The following is a 20105-nucleotide window of genomic DNA, read 5'->3' as shown; positions in this document are numbered from 1 at the left end:
GCGCTTCAGACCTTACCGGAGACGTTCCTCGGCCTGGGCCACGATTCCGTTCCACCAGCCCTCGATGCGGTTGTACAGGTGGGCGCTTCTCGCTACCCCGATGACCAAGCAGCCACGGTAGTCGTCGCCGGTGTTCTTGCGGACGGTCTTCGGGTTGTGCCTCTTGAGTGTCGGCTTGGCGAAGACCGACACGTCGACGTCGGCCACCTCCGCCCAGAACCGGTGAGCCGCGTCCACGTCCGCGGACTCATGGATGAGCAGCCGGAAGCGCAGGCGCTCCCGGGCCACGTTCAGGAGATCGAGCCAGGCCAGGTAGACCCGGATCACGCCCGGGTCGCTGTTGACGAAGATCGCGCGCTCGCGTCGATCGTAGGGTTTGCTCTTCGAACCCTCGGCCCAGTACAGGGCCACCCCCGCCATGAACAGTTCGCGGTCGGTCAGCGCTCCGACGTCCTCGTGCGCGGCGAGTTTTGTTTTCCTGCGCTCCTCGTTGTCCGCGGCACGGCGTTTTGCGAGTCCTTCCCGCATGAGCGCCCGCTGTTCTTCAGGTGTGTAGCGCGGTTTGGGACGGGGCAGATCCCGCACCCACAGGGAGACAGAGCTTCTGGAGCAGCCCAGCTCCGCCTCGATCTGGTCGTACGTCCAGCCCTGCAGTCGTAGCTCCCGTGCCTTCTGCCTGAGGTCGTCCTTCGCGTTCGGACGCTTCGTCCACGCCGGTGGCGGTTCCCCCTTTACAAGCTGGTTGAGGATGTCGTTGTTGAAGACCTTCAGCTCGTCACGGATCTGCCGAAGGCTGTACCCCGGCGCCGCAGCGCCACCGCCTGTTCTCTGAGGTTCTCGAAGTCCGCGTACTTGCCTGTTGCATGTGCCATGCGCATACCGTCCGGGTGGAATGTCGGCTTCCGGGTTCGAACGGGGGTGGTTCAGCAGTTCGAGTGATACCGGCAGGTTTTGCGGTGATTCGATTACGGAGTGTGGTGCGGGCCGGTCGGGGAAACTCGCCGGAAAAGCCGCGGTGGACGCCCGTAGGCTGGAGGCATGACCACGACGGGGGAAGACCAGGGGGCGGCCCGGCCGGGGCCGTGGTGGTGGGCCAGGTGGCGTGGCGCGCTGTTGGACTGGAGTCTGGCGGTGGCGTCGGCGACGGAGTGTGCGTTGGAGGGGGAGGCGTTCGCTCGGGACGCGGGGATTCCGGATGCCGCGGGGGTGGCGTTCGGGTTGCTCGCCGGTTCCATGCTGCTCGTTCGGCGTCAGTGGCCGATTGCGGTGGTGCTGGTGGCGATCGCGGTCACGCCGGCGCAGATGGGCTTTCTGATGGGCATCGTGGGTCTGTACACCCTGGCCGCGTCGGAGCTGCCGCGCCGGATCATCGCGTCGTTGGCGGGGATGTCGTTGGTGGGTTCGCTGATCGTGATGGCGGTGCGGATGCGGCCGCCGGAGACGCGCGGGGACGACGACCTGATGTTGGGGGACTGGTTCGTTCCGTTCGTGTCGATCACGGGCGCGCTCGGGCTGACCGCGCCTCCGGTGCTGCTCGGTCTGTATGTGGGTGCGCGGCGTCGGTTGATGGAGAGTCTGCGGGAGCGGGCGGACAGTCTTGAGCGGGAGCTGCAGTTGCTCGCGGAGCGGGCGGAGGAGCGGGCGGAGTGGGCGCGTAACGAGGAGCGGACGCGGATCGCGCGGGAGATGCATGACGTGGTGGCGCATCGGGTGAGTCTGATGGTGGTGCATGCGGCGGCGTTGCAGGCGGTGGCGCGCAAGGATCCGGAGAAGGCGGTGAAGAACGCGGCGTTGGTGGGGGACATGGGGCGGCAGGCGTTGACGGAGTTGCGGGAGATGCTGGGCGTGTTGCGCAGTGGGGAGGGTGAGCGGCGGGTGGGGTCGGTGTCGTCGGTGCCGTTGGCGGCGGTGGGTGTGGCGGCGGCTGCGGCGGCGTCGCGAGCGGTGGTGGAGGAGGGTGGGGCTGAGGGGCCCTGTCTGTCGGATGTGGATGAGTTGGTGGGGCAGTCGGCTGCGGCGGGGATGGTGGTGGATCTGTCGGTGGAGGGTGAGGTGCGGTCGTATGCGCGGGAGGTCGAGCAGACGGCGTATCGGGTGGTGCAGGAGGCGTTGACGAATGTGCACAAGCATGCGGCGGGGGCGAAGACGTATGTGCGGTTGGCGCATCGGGTGACGGAGATCGCGATGCAGGTGGAGAACGGTCCGCCGCCGGAGGTGGGGTCGGCGTCGTCGGCGCGGTTGCCGTCGGGGGGTAATGGTCTGGTGGGGATGAAGGAGCGGGTGGCGGCGTTGGGTGGGGTGTTTGTGTCGGGGCCGACGGATGCTGGTGGGTTTCGGGTGTCGGCGGTGATTCCGGCGTCGTAGGCGCCTGGTGTTTCAGGCTGTGGTGAGGCGGGTGGGTTCGGTGCCGGCGATGAGGGCGCCGAGGGCGTGGTCGATGTCGGGGCCGAGGTACCAGTCGCCGGTGTGGTCGAGGGTGTAGACGCGGCCTTCGGTGTCGATGGCGAGGAGTGCCTGGGTGTCGGTCTCGGTGCCGAGGGGGCTTATCTCGGTGTCGAGGGCGCGGCCGAGGTCGCCGAGGGTGCGGGCGAGGTGGAGGCCGTGGAGGGGGTCGAGGTGGAGGGTGGCGGGGGCGACTTGGCGGCCGGGGCCGGTGGGGGTGATGTGGAGTCCGCCGAATTCGGCCCAGGCTTCTACGGCGGCGGGGAAGACGGCGTGGCGATGGCCGGCGGGTGAGGTGTGTTCGCGTAGGGCGTCGGCCCAGATTTCGGCTTGTTTGATGTCCCAGCGTCCGGGTTGCCAGCCGGCGGCGCGCAGGGCGGCGTCGACGGGGACGGGGAAGCGGGTGGTGGAGGTGCGGTCGGTGTGCATCTGCCTTTGTTCGTTCTGGGTGGTTCGTCGCGGCTTTCCTGCTGCGGGAGGGGGCCGGGGTGTGGTCAGCCTTCGGTTGCGGCGGGGTCGACGATGCGGACGCCGAAGTGGGCGCTGAGGGCGGCGCAGGCGCGGCAGGGGGTGGCGAAGCTGCCGTGGAGGGGGTCGCCGTCTTCGCGGATGCGGCGGGCGGTGAGTTTGGCCTGTTTGAGGGCTTTGCGGGCTTCGCCGTTGGTCATGGGTTTGCGGGCGGCGCGTTTGCTGCGGGTGGCGTCGGCGGCGGCGAGGTGGCGGGAGATGAGGATGGTTTCGGCGCAGCGGCCGGTGAAGCGGTCGCGTTGGGTGCTGGTGAGGGTGTCGAGGAAGTCCTGGACGAGGGGGTGCAGGGGTGGGGGTTGGTCGCCGCGGGCGGCGGTGCCGGTGAGGGTGGCGCCGCGTACGGAGAGGGCGGCGGCGACGGTGGGGAGGATGCCGTCGCGGCGGTGGCGGAGGGTGGGTGCGTGGGGGGTGTCGGTGGTGCTCCAGCCGATGCGGGGGTCGCCGGAGGGGGTGGCGGCGGTGTGTGCGGCGCTGTCGGTGCCCGTGGTGGGGCTGGTGTTCGGGCCGGTGCGGGCTGTGGCGTGTGGGGCGTTGTGGGGCCCGGTACGCGGTCCGGTATGCGGTCCCGTCTGTGGTCCTGTCTGTGTCGCGCTCATGATCGTCATCCCCTCCTGAGCATCCCCCCGGTTGCCCCAGGGTGCCAAATCGCGTGCCTGGTGCGGAAGCTGGGGCGGTGCGACACGCCCGGTTCGGGGCGTGCTGTCACGGTGGGGTGACGGCTGGTCACGGAACCGGAGGGTGGGTGGTGGGTGTCGAACAGTGGGGGTGGGTGCTGTCGAACGGAGGCCCGGTGACCGGTGTCGTCGTACCGCATAGGCTGTCGGCACCGCGACAGTGCGGTCAACGCGCGCCGGTGCCGTTGGAGACAGTCGAATACGGGCCGTGGTGGGCCGGATCCTGCGAGCGAGAGCGGAAGCGGAACCGGTCGCCGGGGGTCGTACAGAGTGCCGCAGGGGGCAACCGCCATGACGACAGGTCGGCTCGGGGAGCAGGCCGCGCCGCCGAACGCGGCGTATGCCGGGCAGGTCGTTCACTTCCCGGATCCGGTTCGGGCCGCTCGTCACCCGAGAGGGGTGCGGGTGGATGAGCGTGGCTTCCCCGACTTTTCGCCGTATGCCCGTGCGGTGGCGGAGATCGCCGATCCGCCGGAGGGTTTCGGTGTCGACGAACTGCGGTTGACGGACTATGTGTCGGCGAACGCCGCGCTGGCGGCGACGGGGCATGCGTTGTGGGACACGGTGCCGAGTGTGGCGACGCCGCACGGTTGGACGTGGCATCACGTGGTGGGTTCGCGGCGGCTTGAGTTGATCCCGGTCGAGGTGAAGGCGCTGCTGCGGCACCATGGGGGCATCGCGACCGCGAACGTCGATCAGGCGAAGCGTGGGACGCGGCCGTTGCAGGAGACGCGTCCGGCGCACATCGGGCTGCCGAAGTCGGGTGTGGCGGTGACGGAGTCGCAGGTGCAGGGGGTCGAGGAGGAGCTCGGCTACCGGCTGCCGGGGGCTTACCGGTCGTTCCTGAAGGCGGCGGGTGGCTGTGCGCCGGTGGGTGCGGCGCTGGACGCGGAGTTGGGGCTGCTGGTGGACCAGCCGTTCTTCACGGTGCGGGACGAGGCGGCGGTCAACGACCTGGTGTACGTGAACAAGTGCCTGCGGGACCATCTCACCAAGGACTATCTGGGTGTCGGCTTCGTGCAGGGCGGGCTGCTCGCCGTGAAGGTGAAGGGGGAGCGGATCGGTTCGGTGTGGTTCTGCGCGTTCGACGATGCGCGGGACGTGGATCCGACGTGGGCGCCGGCGGTGCGTGTGGAGCGGCTGCTGCTGCCGTGCGGTGAGGACTTCGATGCCTTTCTGTCCCGACTGGCGGGGAATCCGCCGGAGTTGGAGACGGTGGCGAATCTGATGGTGGACGGCGGTTTCGCACGGGCCGTTCCGGTTTCTTCTGGCGTGGGCGGGGAGTGAGCTGAAGCGATGGTGACGTTCGCGCAGGCGCAGGAGCGCGCGGAAGAGTGGATCAACGGTGATGTGCCCGCGTACCAGCATCGTGAGGTGCGGGTGCGGGAGTTCGAGCTCGGGTTCGTGGTGTGGGCGGAGGACCGTTCGGACGGGCCGCGTTCGGACGGTGGTGCGCAGCGGCTGGTGATCGCCCGGGACAGCGGGGAGGCCACGTTGTGGCCGGCGCTGCCGGTGGGGGAGGTGATCCGCCGGTACGAGGAGGAGTACGGGGGGCCGCAGGACGCGGTGCCGTCGGCTCCGGCGGCTGCTGCGCGGGTGGATCTGAATCAGACGTCGTTTCTTCTGTCGCCGCCGGAGTGGTTGCAGGAGGCGGCGGACAAGTTGGGGATTCCGGATCGGCGGGGTGGTTCTGGGGAGGCCGGTGATTCTGGTGGTTCCGGGGCTTCCGGGGCTTCGGGGGCTTCGGGGGCTTCCGGGGGTGCTGCGGGCAGTGGTACGGGGAGTGGTGCGGGGAGTGTGACGCCGGATCCGTCGTTGCCTCGGACGCAGGCCGGGGTGCCTGGGAGTGGGCTTGCGGAGACGCGGGGTGGGGTGCCTGCTGGTGACGGCGTGGGTGCCGGTGCGTCGGCGAGTGCGGCGCCTGGGCCGCCTGCTTCGCCTGGTGTGCCTGTAGCGCCCAGTGTGCCTGCCGCGCCGGTCGGGGCCACGCCGTGGGCGGGGACCGACACGAACGCCGATGTCGGGGACGACCGTTCCGTACCGCTGCCGGCGACTGTCTTCGCGCCGCCGCTGAGCGGTTCCGACGACGAGGAGACGCCGCCTGTTTCGACGCCGGATGCCAAGACGGCGCTGATGTCGGGTGGGAGCCAGCTTCCGCCGACGGCGCTGGCGCCGGCGCTTGAGGACCCGAACGCGCCGGGCGCGCCGGGTCAGTCGGGGGCGCCTGCGGGGTCGGTTGCGCCGGGTGGGGCTTCGGGTGCGCTGGGGGCGCCGGGGGCTCCGGGTGCGCCCGGCGCGCAGGGCTCGCAGGGCGCGGGCGTCTCGTACGCCCCGGGGCACACGCCGCCTGCGCCGCCCGCCGGGTACGGCTACCCGGCGCCTGGTGGGCCTGGTGCGCCGGCGGCGCCTGGTGCGCCGCAGGGGAGCACTCCGCCGCCCGCGCCTCCGGCCGCTCCGTCGTACGGCCACCCGCACGGTGCCGCCGCCGCGACCGCCGGCCCGGGCACTCCGCCGCCGGGTGGTGCGCAGGGCACGCCCGCGCCGGGGCGCCCGCTCCCCCCGAACGCCGGTGACATCGCCGACGCCGCGACCAGCAAGGCGGCGCCTCCGCCGCGCCGGGGGCGTGGAGTGACGCCACCACCACCTCCGGGCGCGCCGGGTGCGCCGGGCGCGCGTCCGGGGAGCATGCCTCCTCCGCCGGGCGCGCCGGGCGGTTCGGGGGGCGCGTACGTGCCCACGCAGCTGGTGTCGGCGCTGGGGCCCGACGGGCCTGAGGGCGGGCCGGCGGCTCCGGGCGCCCCGGGTGCACCCAACGCGCCGGGCGCCCCTGGCGTCCCTGGCGCGCCGAATCCGCCCGCCCCACCGAATCCGCCCGCCCCACCGAACGCGCCCGGCGGTACGCCCCCGGGTGGTGTGCACCATGCCGCGACGATGCTCGCCGACCCGGGGAGCATGGGTATGGGTGCGGGCGGGGGCGCGCCGCAGCCGCCCGGCGCCCGCGTGCCGAACGCGCCTGGCGCACCGGCGGCCCCGGGCGCCCCTGGGACACCGCAGCCCCCGGGCGCGCCCGGCGCCCCTGGCGCTCCCGCCGCACCTGGTGCGCCGGGCGGCGCGCGGGGGGCGGTTCACCATGCGGAGACGATGCTGGCCGCGCCCCCGGTGGGCGGTCCTGGTGGGCCTCCGCCTCCGCCGCAGGCCCCCGGCGCGCCCGGTGTTCCGGGCGCCCCCGGTATGGCTCCGGGCGCCCCGCAGCAGCCGATGCCGCCGGATGCGGTGCCGCCGCCGGGTGTGCCCGGGCCGGGGCAGCCGTCGGCGTACGGGTATCCGCAGCAGCCGACCGGTCAGCCGACGGTCGGCCCGGGCTACCAGGCCGTGCTGCGGTACCGGGCGCAGGACGGTTCGGAGCAGCAGGTGATACGGCGGTCGGCGCCGGGGACGCCGCACCCGGAGTGGCAGATCTTCCATGAGCTGCGGGCGATGAACGTGCCGCCGGACCAGGTGCTGGAGCTGCACACCGAGCTGGAGTCGTGCGAGCTGCCGGGCGCGTACTGCGCGCGCATGATCAGGGAGCAGTGGCCGCAGGCGCGCATCACGAGCATCGCGCCGTACGGCACGGATCACGCGAGCCGGCAGCAGGGCATGCAGCAGTTGCTGGCGCACCAGGGTGAGTTGCACCAGGTGGCGGACGGTCCCGCGCGGCCCGCGCCGGTGCGTGCGCCGTTGCCGCCGGTGCACCCCGCGCCGCCGGTCCCGCCGGAGGCGATCGCGCAGGAACTGGGGGCGGCGTTCGGGCCGGGGATCTTCCGGTTCGAGCAGGCCGCGGTGTCCCGGCAGGGTGTGCCGCCGATCGTGGCGCACACGCTGGTGGTGGCGGGTTTGCCGGCGGACATGGGCCCGTTCTTCTGGGCGCAGGCCCAGCCGGGCCGTCCGGTGCCGACGCTGGCCGAGCTGGCGCAGGAGCGCGGGGTGCAGCCAGCGTCGGACGCGGGGTCGTACCTCGTGATGGGCAGCGACTTCGGCAGGGCCGTCTGTGTGCAGTACGGCACGGCGAACATCGTCGCGGTGCCGGTGGAGGCGGGGCCTGGTGGTGTGCCCGTGGCGCCGCAGTTCGTGAACTCCGGTCTGCCGGAGTTCCAGCGCTGTCTGGCGCTGCTCGGCCGGATGTGGCGGCTGCGGTTCGGCCTGAACCAGGAGCAGGCGGGCCGCTGGACCGTCGACTTCCAGGCCCAGTTGGCCGCCCTGGACCCGGCGGCTCTGGGATCGCCGGAGAGCTGGTGGTCGGTGCTGCTGGAGCAGATGTGGGACGGCCTGCTGTGACGCGGATGCGGGCGGGGGCGCGGAAGCCCCGCTGACGGCGGCGTGTTGGAGGGCTTGGGCCCGGTCGTGGCTGACCGGGCCCAGCCCTTTTTCCGTGTGCGCCTCCACCGTGACCTTCGCCCGGAGTGTCGCGTTATGAGCACTTCCGTCTGATCCCTCAAGATGTGCGCGAAACCGTTCGGAATGAGGGGTTCCAGTATGAGCAGCGCATCGGTGTCGCCGTACGGGTTCGCGACCGTCCGCGGGCGCGGATACCGGCCCCGGCAGGTCGAGGCGTGTGTCGCCGCGCTCTGCGCCGAACGGGACGCCGCCTGGGAGCGCGCCGCCCGGCTGACCGTGCTCGCCAAGGAGATGCGGGCGGAGGTCGACCGGTTGCGCGAGGCCGTCGAGGGGCTCCCACCGCAGACGTACGACACCCTCGGGGAGCGCGCACGGCGCCTTTTCGAGCTCGGGGAGGAAGAGGCGGCAGCCGTCCGCGACCAAGCGCGGCGCGCGGCGCAGGAGCACGTCGCGCAGGCCGCGGCGCGCGCCCTCGGCGTGCGTGAGGCGGCGCGGGAGCAGGCGGACGCGCTCCGCGCGGAGGCCGAGGAACGCGCCTGCCAGCGGTTGCTCGCGGCGCGCGCCGAGGCCGACGAGATCCGCGTCACGGCGCGTCGCGAGGTGAAGGAGCACCGTGGCGAGGCGCTCACCGCCCTGCGCGAGACGCGCCGGCGCGCCGCCGGCCTGCTCGCCGAGCAGGAGAAGGAGCACGCCGAGCGGTGGGCCGAGGTCGAGCGTGAGGCCACCGCGCGCGCCGCCGCCCTCGACGCGCACCACGCCCACCGCGCCGCGCGCGCCGAGGCCGCGCTGTCGGAGGCGGAACAGGCCCTCGCCGAGGTCGAGGAGTCGGCGGGCCGCCGCCAGGAGGAGGCCCGCGCGCGTGCCTCACAGCTCCTCGCCGAGGCCCGTCTGCACGAGGACCGCATCGCCCGCGAGACGGAACGGGTCCTGCGTGAGCACGGGGAGCGCTGGGACGACGTACGCGCCCACATGGACTACGTACGCAACAGTCTGAGCGCCCTCACAGGGCGCGCGATCGAGTGACCCACATCACATGAAGTACCTGTCAGCAATCGGGGAGCTGTTCCGCTCAAGTCACCGAGAAGCGAGCCAACCGACAGGAGCAGCACATGAAGCACCGCATTGTCGTCCTGGGCGCCGGCTATGCCGGGGCCTACGTGGCCGGGAACCTGACCCGCCGGCTGTCCCCGGCGGACGCCGAGATCACCGTGGTCAACGCCGTGCCGGACTTCGTCCAGCGCATGCGGCTGCACCAGCTGGCGGCCGGCCAGGACATCGAGGCTCCGCAGCTCGCCGACGTCTTCGCGGGCACCGGGGTACAGCTGCGCGTGGCCCGCGTCACCGCCGTCGACCCCGACCGCCGGATCGTCGCCGTGGCCGACGCCGACGGCGGCGGCGCACTCGGCTACGACACGCTGGTGTACGCGCTCGGCAGCCACGGCGACGACCACGCCGTCCCCGGCGCGGCCGAGCACGCTTTCGACGTCGCCGCCAGGCCCTCGGCGCGGCGCCTGTGCGAGCGCCTGGACAGCCTGGGCCGACGGGGCGAAGGCGGGAGTGTGGTGGTCGTCGGCGACGGGTTGACCGGCATCGAGACCGCCACCGAGATCGCCGAGTCCCGGCCCGGCCTGTCCGTGGCGCTGGTCGCGCGCGGCGAGCTGGGCGCCCGGCTCTCCGCCGGGGCCCGCGACCACCTGCGCCAGGCATGCGACCGGCTGGGCATCACCGTTCTGGAGCACACCACCGTCGAAGCCGTCGAAGCGACGCGGGTGCGGTGTGCCGACGGCACCGCCCTGGCGTCCGACGCGACCGTGTGGACGGCAGGGTTCACGGTCGACCCCATCGCCGCCGCCGGTGGGCTGGAGGCCACCGAGTCCGGCCGGATCGTCGTCGACCGCACCATGCGGTCGGTCTCGCACCCGAACGTCTACGCCGCCGGCGACAGCGCCTACGCCATCGGCGACAACGGCCGGCCGCTGCCGATGTCCTGCGCTTCGGCCGGCTACACCGGCCGGCAGGCCACGGACGCGATCCTGGGGCGCCTGACGGGCCGCGAGATCCCGAACACCAAGCTGGAGTACCTGGGCAACCACATCAGCCTCGGGCGGCGGGACGGGATCCTGCAGCTGGTCGACGGCGAAGGGCAGGCGAAGCCGAGGTACATGGGCGGCCGGACGGCCGCGCGGATCAAGGCGGGCATCCTCAGGGGCTCGCTGTGGGCCACCTCGCACCCGACGTTCGGCCTGCCCAAGCGCAGGCACCGGCTGGCCGCCGCGCCGGACGCGTCCGCCGAGCAGGCGGTCGTCGGTCGCGTGGCCGCCTAGGGTCCGCCTAGGGTGATCCGCGTGGACAGCACCGCCACTGATCGCTTCGACACCAGCCTGTTCGAGGCCAGCCGCGACCGGCTGGCCTCGCTGGCCTACCGTCTGCTGGGGTCCGCCGCCGACGCCGAGGACGCCGTGCAGGACGCGTTCCTGCACTGGCAGGCCGCCGACCGGCAGCTCATCAGGGTGCCGGAAGCATGGCTGACCAAGGTTGTCACCAACCTGTGCCTCGACCGGCTCCGCTCGGCACAGGCCCGCCGCGAACGCACCGTCGGTGCCTGGCTGCCCGAACCACTCCTCGACGGCGACCCGATGCTCGGCCCGGCCGACACCTTCGAGCAGCGCGAATCGGTCTCCCTTGCCGTACTGACCCTCATGGAGCGCCTGTCACCCCTGGAGCGGGCCGTCTACGTCCTGCGCGAGGCGTTCTCCCACAGTCACGCCGAGATCGCCGAGATCCTCGACATCACCGAGTCCGCGAGCCAGCAGCACCTCCACCGGTCACGGCAGCGCATCACCGCCGCGCGCCGCCGCGGCGGCGAGGTCGACCCCGCATCCGCCCGCAGGATCGTCGAGGAGTTCCTCGCCGCCGCCACCTCGGGCCGCACGGAACGGCTGGTGGCACTGCTCACCGACGACGCGACCGCGATCTCCGACGGCGCCGGCCTGACCGAGAAGCTGATGCAGTTCGACACTCCGCAGCGCATCGCCGCCGTCGCACGGGCCGGTTTCAAACCCACGCCCGCGAAACGGCGACTCGCCGGCGGCACGCCCGCCCTCCACTTCGCGTTCGTCAACGGCGCCCCCGCCATGCTCGCCGTGGTCGGCGACCAGGTCGTCGGCACCGTGACGTTCGACATCACCAACGGCAGGATCGCGACCGTCCGCGGCATCGCCGCCCCCACCCGCCTCGGCCGCATCACGGGAGCGTGGCGGCAGCACGAACCGGACACGCCGCTCATGGCCCAGTGGTGACCTGACGTCGCGGAAAGGAGTCCGGTACCGAAAAAGCGCTTCACGATCCACGCTTGGCGTCCCTAGGGTCGCGCCGTGCAGCTCACCTACCGACGTTTCGACCCCGCCGACGCCGCCGACACCGACGCCTTGGTCGGCTTCCTCACCGCGGACACCTGGCCGTTCCACAGCCGGGCCGTGGTCGAACCGGAGCGGGCCCGGGCGTGGATCGCGGACGGCGACTTCGACGACGACGACGGCACCAGGACCTTCTGGATCGACGCGGGCGTGGGCGCGGGCGCGGACGTGGTCGGGATGGTCCGGCTGATGGACCTGGAGGACGACACACCCCTGTTCGATCTGCGGGTCCGTGCCGGAGCTCGCGGCCGGGGCGTCGGCGCTGAGGCCCTGACCTGGCTGACGGCCCATCTGTTCGACGCGTTCCCGCACATTCGGCGGATCGAGGGCACCACGCGCCAGGACAACGTGGCGATGCGCCGTACCTTCCGCCGCTGCGGGTACGTCAAGGAGGCCCACTACCGGGACGCCTGGCCCGCGCAGGACGGAGCGGTCCACGACGCGGTCGGCTACGCGATCCTCCGCCGTGACTGGCACGCCGGCACGACGACGGTCCCGCAGTGGAACGACGAACACCTCCTGGGCGGGGCCTGAGGCCGTCGGGGCCGGACCGCGGTGGATGGACCACGTCGGCTGGACCGCGGGCTGGTCCGCCGTCGCTCGCCCTTGCGCGCCGCTCCGCGCGCCTCCACGCCCCTCCGTGCCCGCACACACTCCTCCGCGCCGCGCATGCCTTCGAGCCCACGCCAGCGCGAACCTCTATGCCCACGCCAGCGGGAACTTCTACGTACACGCCCGCGCGAACCTCCACGGCCGCGCCCGCGCAGGACGTACACGCCCGCGCGAACCTCCACGCGCACGCCCCCTTCCATGGACGCACCCCCAGCCCACGCCCCTCACCCTCAACTCTCCCTGCGCACGGCCCCCGCCAGAATCCACCCCTCCACCGCCTCGTACTCCCGGCGCTGCTCCTCCGCCTTGTGGTGGCCGGAGACGACGGTGCCGAGCCAGCCGAGGGCGAAGCCGAGGGGGATGGTGACGATGCCGGTCGTGGTGAAGGGGAACCAGTTGAAGTCGGCTTCGGGGAAGGCGGAGACGGGGGAGCCGGAGACGAGGTTCGTGCCCGGCATCAGCACCAGCACGGCGAGCGTGCCGCCGATCAGCGTGGCGAGCAGGCCCGTACGGGTGTAGCGGCGCCAGAAGAGGCTGTAGACCAGGGCGGGTGCGAGGGCGGAGGCGCCGATGCAGAAGCCGAGGGTGACCAGCGGCTGGAGGCTGCGGTGCTGCACCTGGGCCGCCAGCAGCACCGTGGGCACGCCGACCGCCAGGGCGGACAGGCGCGCCAGGAGCATTTCGCGGCGTGGGGAGAGGTCCCGCGCGCGGGCGGCGAAGATGTCGTGGGCGAGGGAGTTGGCGCAGGCGAGGATCATCCCGGCGACGGAGGCGAGGACCGTCAGGAAGAGGGCGGTCGTGACCGTCGTGAACAGCAGCGCCTCGCCGGTGGAGATGTCCGCGCCGAACGCGGCCCGCGAGCCCAGCAGATAGGCGGTGTTGCCCTGCGGGTCCGCCCCGGCGATCACCGCGCGGCCGATCAGCGCCGTCGCACCGAACCCGACGACCGTGATCACCAGCACGAACAGCGCCACACAGGACACCGCCCAGGACAGTGAGCGCCGCACCTGCGGGGCGCTGGAGGCGGTGTACATGCGCATGGTGATGTGCGGCAGGCAGGCGCCGCCCAGGACCACCGCCAGCTGCGAGGTGACCATGTCGACGCGCGGGTAGCGGCCGTCGGCGAACTCCAGCCCCGAGCGCAGGAAGGCGTCCCCGACCCCGCTGCCGCGTGCCGCCGCGTCGAACAGGGCGCCGGGGTTGCCGTCGAAGCGGGCCAGCACCAGGACGGCGACGACGGCGCCCGAGCCGAGCAGCATCACGATCTTCAGCATCTGGATCAGGGCGGTGCCCTTCATCCCGCCGATCGCCGCGTAGCTGATCATCAGCACGCCCATGCCGATGACGCAGCCCGTCTTCAGCGAGTCGCCGGAGAACCCGAGGATGAAGGCGAGGAGTTGGCCGGTGCCGGCGAGCTGCACCAGCATCATCGGCAGCAGCGCCGCGAGCGTCACCGCGCACGCCGTGATGCGCACCGCGCGCCCCGGCATACGGCGGGCGAGCGCGTCGCCCATGGTGAACCGGCCCGCGTTGCGCAGGGGTTCGGCCAGCAGGAACATCAGCAGCATCAGCGACAGCACCGTACTGAGGGCCAGGACGATCCCGTCGTAGCCGCAGAGCGCGATCACGCCGGTCGTGCCGAGGACGGTGGCCGCCGAGATGTAGTCGCCGGCGATCGCGAGGCCGTTGCGCAGCGGGGAGAGGGAGCGGTAGCCGGTGTAGAACTCGTCGAGGTCGTCGCGGTCCGGGCCGGTCATCACGCACAGCAGCAGGGTGATCGTGGCGATGGCGGTGAAGGCGACGAGGGACATCGTCTGCGCGTCGCCGTCCAACAGGAGCAGGGATCCGCCGTCCAGGGGTTCGCTCAGCATCAGGCTCATCGCGCCGCCGCCTCCCGCTTCGCGTCGACCTCGGCCTGTCGGCGGATGAGCCGGGCGAGGGGGTCGACGTGGCGGCGCGCGGTGTGCTCGTACAGGGCGATCGCCATCCAGGTGACGGGGAGTTGGAGGAGGGCGAGCAGCAGTCCGGCGGGGAGTCCGTCGGAGACGCGGGCCGTCATCAGGGTCGGCGCGCACGCCGACAGGACGAGGAAGACGACGAAGTAACCGAGGGCGGTCAGCGTGGCGACGCGCCGCTGCCAGCGGTAGGCGCCGCGCAGCCGCCGCAGGTCGCTGTGGTGGCCGAGCGGGGCGTGCACGGTTGGGCGCCGCGGCGGCTCGGGAGCGGGAGGCGCGGGTGGCTGCCACGGGTACGTCAACCGTGACGGTTCGTACGGCGGTGGGTAGGGCGGTGGATACGACGGCGGGAACGGGTCGTGGGACATCCCGAACTCCTTGCGCGGCTCGGGTCCGTGGCGGCGGACCGCAGGGAGGTGGGGGGAGTGGCTCACGCACGCTACTCGGCAGTAGCCAAGCTGGTCGAGCTTTTCGGCAAACTAAGTGGTCGGTATGCGCTTACTATGCGCATCCCGGGTCTGACCTGGGGTGTTACCCCCGTTAACTCCGACAATTGACGGCCGGTCAGCTCGCCTCTTCAGTGCCGACTCACCGCTTGAGCGGCGACTCACTCTTGAGTGCCGGCTCATTCCTTGAGTGGCGACTCCCTCTTCAGCGCCCGCTCACTCCTCGAGCACCGGGAACCGCCGCGGCGCCACGACCACCAGCACCACGAACGCCAGCGCCGCCGCGCACGCCGCTCCCAGGTACACCGCGTGCACCGCGTCCGCGATGGCCCGCCGCGTGGTCTCCGGCGCCGTACCGGAGCCGAGGGCCCGCGTCACCGACTCCAGGTCGCCCGCGCCGCCCAGCCGCGCCGCCAGCACGCCGTTCGCCACCGCCCCGAAGACCGCCGCGCCGACCGTCTGGCCGGTCTGCCGGCAGAACAGCACCGACGCCGTCGTCGTGCCCCGCTCCGCCCAGCCCACGGTCGACTGCACGCCCACGATCAGCGGGAGCTGGAAGAGACCCAGAGCCGCGCCGAGCAGGAGCATCAGCAGGGCCGGCTGCCAGGCGTGCCCCGGGTACGGCAGGAAGGGGAAGGCGAACAGGATCAGCGCGGCCGAGCCGATGCCGAGCATCGCCGTGTTGCGGAAGCCGATCCTGCGGTATACGTGCTGACTCAGCGCCGCCGACACCGGCCAGCTCAGCGTCCACACCGAGAGCACGAACCCGGCGGCCACCGGGCCAAGCCCCAGCACCGACTGGGCGTACGTCGGCAGGAAGACCGTCGGCGCCACCATCAGCAGCCCCAGCGCGGCCAGCGCCAGGTTCACCGCCACGATCGTGCGCCTCCGCCACACCCACCCCGGGATGATCGGCTCCGCCGCCCGGCGCTCGACCAGCACCACGACCGCCACCAGCGCCAGCCCCGCCCCGAACAGCCCCAGCGACGTCGCCGACAGCCACGGCCAGGCCACGCCGCCCTGCACCAACGCCGTCAGCAGCACACCCCCGCACGCGAACACGGCCAGTGCACCCGCCCAGTCGACCCGCGCGCGTACCTCTGTGCTTCCCGCACGCCCTTCTCCCTCAAGCGCAGCCGATACCGCCCCCTCACGCGCGCGTGACGACGACACCCTCCCCGGCTCCTGCAGGTGACGGACGATCAGCCACAACGCCACCGCCCCGATCGGCAGGTTGATGAGGAAGATCCACCGCCAGTCCGCGTAGGCGGCCAGCACCCCGCCCAGCCCGGGCCCCGCGACCGCCGACACCGCCCACACCGTCGACAGCTTCGCCTGGATCTTCGGCCGCTGCTCCAGGGGGTACAGATCGGCCGCGAGCGTCTGCACCGTGCCCTGCAGCGCCCCGCCGCCCAGCCCCTGCACGATCCGGAACGCGATCAGCGCGCCCATGTTCCACGCCAGCGCGCACAGCAGCGAGCCGAGCAGGAACAGGGCGGCGCCGGCCACCAGCACCGGCTTGCGGCCGAAGGTGTCGGAGAGCTTGCCGTAGACGGGCAGGGTGACCGTGACGGCGAGCAGATAGCCGCTGAACAGCCAGGAGAACACCGAGAACCCGCCGAGGTCGCCCACGATCTGCGGTACGGCGGTGGAGACGACGGTCGCGTCGAGGGCGGCCAGCGCCATCGCGAGCATCAGGGCGGCGACGACCGTGCCCCGCCGGTCGGTTCCGGTGCGTGGTGCGGCGCCGTCACGTGTCGCAGGACTCGTACCGCTCACCCCGGAGACCTCCCGTGTCCCTTGCAGCTATCTGCCGGGGGACAGCTTCCCATCCGCGCCCGCGACAAGGGCAGGGTTGACCTTCACGCGGCGTCAGGGTGGAGGCTGGCGGGGCCGCGGGAAGGAGCGCCCCCTAGGGGTACTCCTCCCAAGGGTGGACAGCCCCTAGGGGTACCTCCGTACTACGGCTCGGGGAGGGTTCGTACCGCCGGAGGAGGAGAAGGCCGCGGGTCCCTCCTTAACCTGGCTTTACGCCGTCGGGGGCGGCAACGGGACGACAAAGGGGGCGGCGACGGGGCGGACATCCCCACCTCGCGAGGGTGGGGTTAACCCCCCGGAAAGACGGTGCCGAGCACCAGCGCGCAGCACCCCGTCCCGCCGGAAGACTGGACGTCGTACCGAGCAGCAAGCAGTACGCACTACGCATCACCGCGCCCGTGAGGGCGCATGCCATCTCGCTGACCGACATAGGAGACTTACCGTGACATCGGCTGTGACCATTCCCAGGCACGGGGGCACTGGAGGGCGTACGGCCGTTGCCGCGCGGGCGCGGCAGGTCGTGAAGGCGTACGGGTCCGGGGAGACCCGGGTCGTCGCGCTCGACCATGTCGACGTGGACATCGCCCGCGGACAGTTCACCGCGATCATGGGCCCTTCGGGGTCGGGCAAGTCCACGCTGATGCACTGCCTCGCCGGACTCGACACCGTGACGAGCGGTCAGATCTACCTGGACGAGACCGAGATCACCGGCCTGAAGGACAAGAAGCTCACGCAGCTGCGCCGGGACCGGATCGGGTTCATCTTCCAGGCGTTCAACCTGCTGCCGACGCTGAACGCGCTGGAGAACATCACGCTTCCCATGGACATCGCCGGCCGCAAGCCGGACAGCGCGTGGCTGGACCGGGTCGTGGAGACCGTCGGCCTCGCCGGGCGGCTCAAGCACCGTCCGACCCAGCTCTCCGGCGGTCAGCAGCAGCGCGTCGCCGTGGCCCGCGCCCTGGCCGCCCGCCCCGAGATCATCTTCGGTGACGAGCCGACCGGAAACCTCGACTCGCGCGCGGGTGCCGAAGTCCTCGGCTTCCTGCGCAAGTCCGTCGACGAACTCGGCCAGACCATCGTGATGGTCACGCACGACCCGGTGGCCGCGTCGTACGCGGACCGGGTGCTGTACCTCGCCGACGGCCGGATCGTCGACGAGATGTACAACCCGACCGCCGAGCAGGTCCTGGACCGCATGAAGGACTTCGACGCCCGGGGGCGCACGTCATGACCGTCATGAAGACCTCGATGCGCAACTTCTTCGCGCACAAGGGACGCATGGCCCTGTCCGCCGTGGCGGTCCTGCTGTCGGTGGCCTTCGTCTGCGGCACGCTGGTGTTCACCGACACGATGAACACGACGTTCGACAAGCTGTTCGCCGCCACCTCCTCCGATGTCACGGTGAGCGCCAAGAGCGCCTCGGACACCGGGGAGACACAGTCCGAGAACGGCAAGCCGCCGGTCATGCCGGCCTCCGTGCTGGACAAGGTGAAGGGCGCGCAGGGCGTGCAGGCGGCGGAGGGGACGGTCTTCTCGACGTCCGTCACCGTCGTGGACGCCGACAAGGACAGCCTGTCCCCGTCCGGCGGCGCGCCGACCATCGTCGGCAACTGGAACGCCAACGACGCCCGCACCATGAAGATCTCCTCCGGTACGGCGCCGAAGAGCGCCGACCAGATCATGGTGGACGCCGACACCGCCGACAAGCACGACCTGAAGCTCGGCGACGAGATCGGCGTGATCACGGCGGTCGGCACGCACAAGGCGAAGATCTCCGGCATAGCCTCCTTCGAGGTCACCAACCCCGGCGCGGCGATCTTCTACCTGGACACGAAGACCGCCCAGCAGACCCTGGTCGGCGAGACCGACGTCTACACGAACGTCAACGTCACCGCGGCGAGCGGCGTCAGCGACGCGCAGCTGAAGCAGAACGTGACGGCGGCGCTCGGCGGCGGCGAGTACAAGGTGCAGACGGCCAAGGAGACCGCCGACGCCAACCGCGAGGACGTCGGCGACTTCCTGAACGTGATGAAGTACGCCATGCTCGGCTTCGCCGGGATCGCCTTCCTGGTCGGCATCTTCCTGATCATCAACACGTTCTCGATGCTGGTGGCCCAGCGCACCCGTGAGATCGGCCTGATGCGCGCCATCGGCTCCAGCCGCAAGCAGGTCAACCGGTCGGTACTGGTCGAGGCACTGCTGCTGGGCTTCGTCGGCGCCGTCCTCGGGGTCGGCGCGGGCGTCGGCATCGCGATCGGCCTGATGAAGCTCATGGGCCAGTTGGGCATGAACCTGTCCACGGACGATCTGACGATCGCCTGGACCACCCCGGTGATCGGCCTGGTGCTGGGCGTCGTCGTCACGGTCCTGGCCGCCTACCTGCCCGCCCGGCGGGCCGGCAAGGTCTCCCCGATGGCCGCGCTGCGCGACGCGCACGCCCCCGCCGACGCCAAGGCGGGCGCCGTACGCGCCGTCATCGGCCTCCTGCTGACCGGCGCGGGCGTCTATGCGCTCTATGTATGCGCGAACGCCGACAAGGCCAGCGAGGGCTCGCTGTGGCTGGGCCTCGGCGTCGTGCTCACCCTGATCGGCTTCGTCATCATCGGCCCGCTCCTCGCGGGGGGCGTGGTGCGCGTCCTGGGCGCCGTCCTGCTGCGCGTCTTCGGCCCGGTCGGCCGGATGGCCGAACGCAACGCCCTGCGCAACCCGCGCCGTACGGGCGCCACGGGCGCCGCCCTGATGATCGGCCTCGCGCTGGTCGCCTGCCTGTCGGTGGTCGGCTCCTCCATGGTGGCCTCGGCGACCGAGGAGCTCGACAAGAGCGTCGGCACGGACTTCATCATCCAGTCGGACACCGGCCAGCGGCTCACCCCGCAGGCGGTCGAGGCGGTCAAGGCCACGCCCGGCCTGGAGCACGTCACCGAGTACAAGTGGACCCAGGCCGACTTCACCACCCCCGACGGCAAGACCCTCAAGAAGACCGCGATCACCGGCGCCGACCCGACCTACGCCACCGATGTGCGCGCCGAGACGGTCGCCGGCAACCTCGCGGACGCCTACAAGCCCGACTCGATGTCCGTGCACGAGGAGTTCGCCAAGGACCACGGCATCCAGCTCGGCTCCACGGTGAAGGTCGCCTTCAAGGACGGCCGGACCGCCGACCTCACGGTCCGGGCGATCACCAGCAGCGACGTCGTCATCGACCAGGGCGCGATGTACACGTCGATCGCGACGATGGCCAAGTACATCCCCGCCGACAAGATGCCCCTCGACCAGTTGGTCTTCGCCGCGGCGAAGGACGGCCAGCAGGAGGCGGCGTACACGGCCCTGAAGTCCGCGCTGCACGACTACCCGCAGTACACCGTCCGCGACCAGACCGACTACAAGGAAGCCCTGAAGGACCAGGTCGGCCAGCTCCTCAACCTCATCTACGGCCTCCTCGCCCTCGCGATCATCGTCGCGGTCCTGGGCGTCGTGAACACCCTGGCCCTCTCGGTCGTCGAACGCACCCGCGAGATCGGCCTCATGCGCGCCATCGGCCTCTCCCGCCGCCAGCTGCGCCGCATGATCCGCATGGAGTCGGTCGTCATCGCCCTCTTCGGCGCCCTCCTCGGCCTCGGCCTCGGCATGGGCTGGGGCGCCACCGCCCAGAAACTCCTCGCCCTGGAGGGCCTGACGGTCCTGGAGATCCCCTGGCCGACCATCACGGGCGTCTTCATCGGCTCCGCCTTCGTCGGCCTCTTCGCCGCCCTCATCCCGGCCTTCCGGGCCGGCCGCATGAACGTCCTGAACGCCATCGCGACCGACTAGGGGCACGACCACCCCGTGAACGGGGGT

14 protein-coding genes and 1 pseudogene are annotated in these 20105 nt (G+C 71.8%); 9 read left to right on the top strand and 6 right to left on the bottom strand.

Annotation, left to right across the window (positions count from 1 at the left end; translation table 11 throughout):
* Window positions 1–12: 12 nt before the first annotated feature.
* Window positions 13–872 (bottom strand): annotated as a pseudogene (locus tag ACH5AC_RS25775) (hypothetical protein).
* Window positions 873–1038: 166 nt separating this feature from the next.
* On the opposite strand from ACH5AC_RS25775, the gene ACH5AC_RS25770 reads away from it, so the two are divergent.
* Window positions 1039–2364, top strand: coding sequence for a sensor histidine kinase (locus ACH5AC_RS25770; RefSeq protein WP_398864534.1), 1326 nt, complete (start codon window positions 1039–1041; stop codon window positions 2362–2364).
* A gap of 12 nt (window positions 2365–2376) precedes the next feature.
* Here the strand turns inward: ACH5AC_RS25770 and ACH5AC_RS25765 are convergent, their stop codons facing one another.
* The gene (locus tag ACH5AC_RS25765) at window positions 2377–2871 is read right to left on the bottom strand and encodes an SUKH-3 domain-containing protein (RefSeq protein WP_398864533.1); all 495 of its coding nucleotides are present in this window, start codon (window positions 2869–2871) and stop codon (window positions 2377–2379) included.
* A 65-nt stretch (window positions 2872–2936) separates the two neighbouring features.
* Complete coding sequence (locus ACH5AC_RS25760; protein WP_398864532.1) at window positions 2937–3575, bottom strand: YwqJ-related putative deaminase; 639 nt, start codon at window positions 3573–3575, stop codon at window positions 2937–2939.
* Between the two features lie 360 nt (window positions 3576–3935).
* On the opposite strand from ACH5AC_RS25760, the gene ACH5AC_RS25755 reads away from it, so the two are divergent.
* From ACH5AC_RS25755 to ACH5AC_RS25730, 6 genes are all read left to right on the top strand, one after another.
* Complete coding sequence (locus tag ACH5AC_RS25755; protein WP_398864531.1) at window positions 3936–4931, top strand: SMI1/KNR4 family protein; 996 nt, start codon at window positions 3936–3938, stop codon at window positions 4929–4931.
* A gap of 9 nt (window positions 4932–4940) precedes the next feature.
* Window positions 4941–7961, top strand: coding sequence for an SUKH-4 family immunity protein (locus ACH5AC_RS25750; RefSeq protein ID WP_398864530.1), 3021 nt, complete (start codon window positions 4941–4943; stop codon window positions 7959–7961).
* A gap of 198 nt (window positions 7962–8159) precedes the next feature.
* A complete protein-coding gene (locus ACH5AC_RS25745) occupies window positions 8160–9044 on the top strand; it encodes a cellulose-binding protein (protein WP_398864529.1) in 885 nt (294 codons plus the stop codon).
* Between the two features lie 86 nt (window positions 9045–9130).
* The gene (locus ACH5AC_RS25740; protein ID WP_398864528.1) at window positions 9131–10345 is read left to right on the top strand and encodes an NAD(P)/FAD-dependent oxidoreductase; all 1215 of its coding nucleotides are present in this window, start codon (window positions 9131–9133) and stop codon (window positions 10343–10345) included.
* A gap of 21 nt (window positions 10346–10366) precedes the next feature.
* Window positions 10367–11320: a sigma-70 family RNA polymerase sigma factor gene (locus ACH5AC_RS25735; protein ID WP_398864527.1), complete on the top strand. Its 954-nt coding sequence runs from the start codon at window positions 10367–10369 to the stop codon at window positions 11318–11320.
* A 75-nt stretch (window positions 11321–11395) separates the two neighbouring features.
* A complete protein-coding gene (locus ACH5AC_RS25730; protein ID WP_398864526.1) occupies window positions 11396–11971 on the top strand; it encodes a GNAT family N-acetyltransferase in 576 nt (191 codons plus the stop codon).
* Between the two features lie 308 nt (window positions 11972–12279).
* Here ACH5AC_RS25730 and ACH5AC_RS25725 read toward each other — a convergent pair whose 3' ends face one another.
* From ACH5AC_RS25725 to ACH5AC_RS25715, 3 genes are all read right to left on the bottom strand, one after another.
* On the bottom strand, window positions 12280–13929 hold the full coding sequence (locus ACH5AC_RS25725; protein WP_398864525.1) for a cation acetate symporter: 1650 nt from the start codon (window positions 13927–13929) through the stop codon (window positions 12280–12282).
* The gene (locus ACH5AC_RS25720; RefSeq protein WP_398864524.1) at window positions 13926–14372 is read right to left on the bottom strand and encodes a DUF485 domain-containing protein; all 447 of its coding nucleotides are present in this window, start codon (window positions 14370–14372) and stop codon (window positions 13926–13928) included. The genes ACH5AC_RS25725 and ACH5AC_RS25720 overlap by 4 nt, the downstream gene beginning before the upstream one ends.
* 294 nt (window positions 14373–14666) lie before the next feature.
* Window positions 14667–16229 (bottom strand): MFS transporter, encoded by a 1563-nt coding sequence (locus tag ACH5AC_RS25715; protein WP_398864523.1) that lies wholly within the window; start codon window positions 16227–16229, stop codon window positions 14667–14669.
* A 481-nt stretch (window positions 16230–16710) separates the two neighbouring features.
* Between ACH5AC_RS25715 and ACH5AC_RS25710 the strand changes: the two genes are divergently transcribed.
* Both ACH5AC_RS25710 and ACH5AC_RS25705 read left to right on the top strand, forming a co-directional pair.
* The gene (locus tag ACH5AC_RS25710) at window positions 16711–17499 is read left to right on the top strand and encodes an ABC transporter ATP-binding protein (RefSeq protein ID WP_398864522.1); all 789 of its coding nucleotides are present in this window, start codon (window positions 16711–16713) and stop codon (window positions 17497–17499) included.
* Window positions 17496–20078, top strand: a complete 2583-nt coding sequence (locus ACH5AC_RS25705) for an ABC transporter permease (protein WP_398864521.1) — start codon at window positions 17496–17498, stop codon at window positions 20076–20078. Before ACH5AC_RS25710 ends, ACH5AC_RS25705 begins: the two co-directional genes overlap by 4 nt.
* Window positions 20079–20105: the final 27 nt, after the last annotated feature.

It is taken from the genome of Streptomyces sp. NPDC018693 (genome assembly GCF_044391385.1).
In the GTDB taxonomy this organism is placed as follows: domain Bacteria; phylum Actinomycetota; class Actinomycetes; order Streptomycetales; family Streptomycetaceae; genus Streptomyces.
The sequence above is the reverse complement of the archived record's forward strand: the minus strand, read 5'-3'. Positions and strand labels throughout refer to the sequence as shown.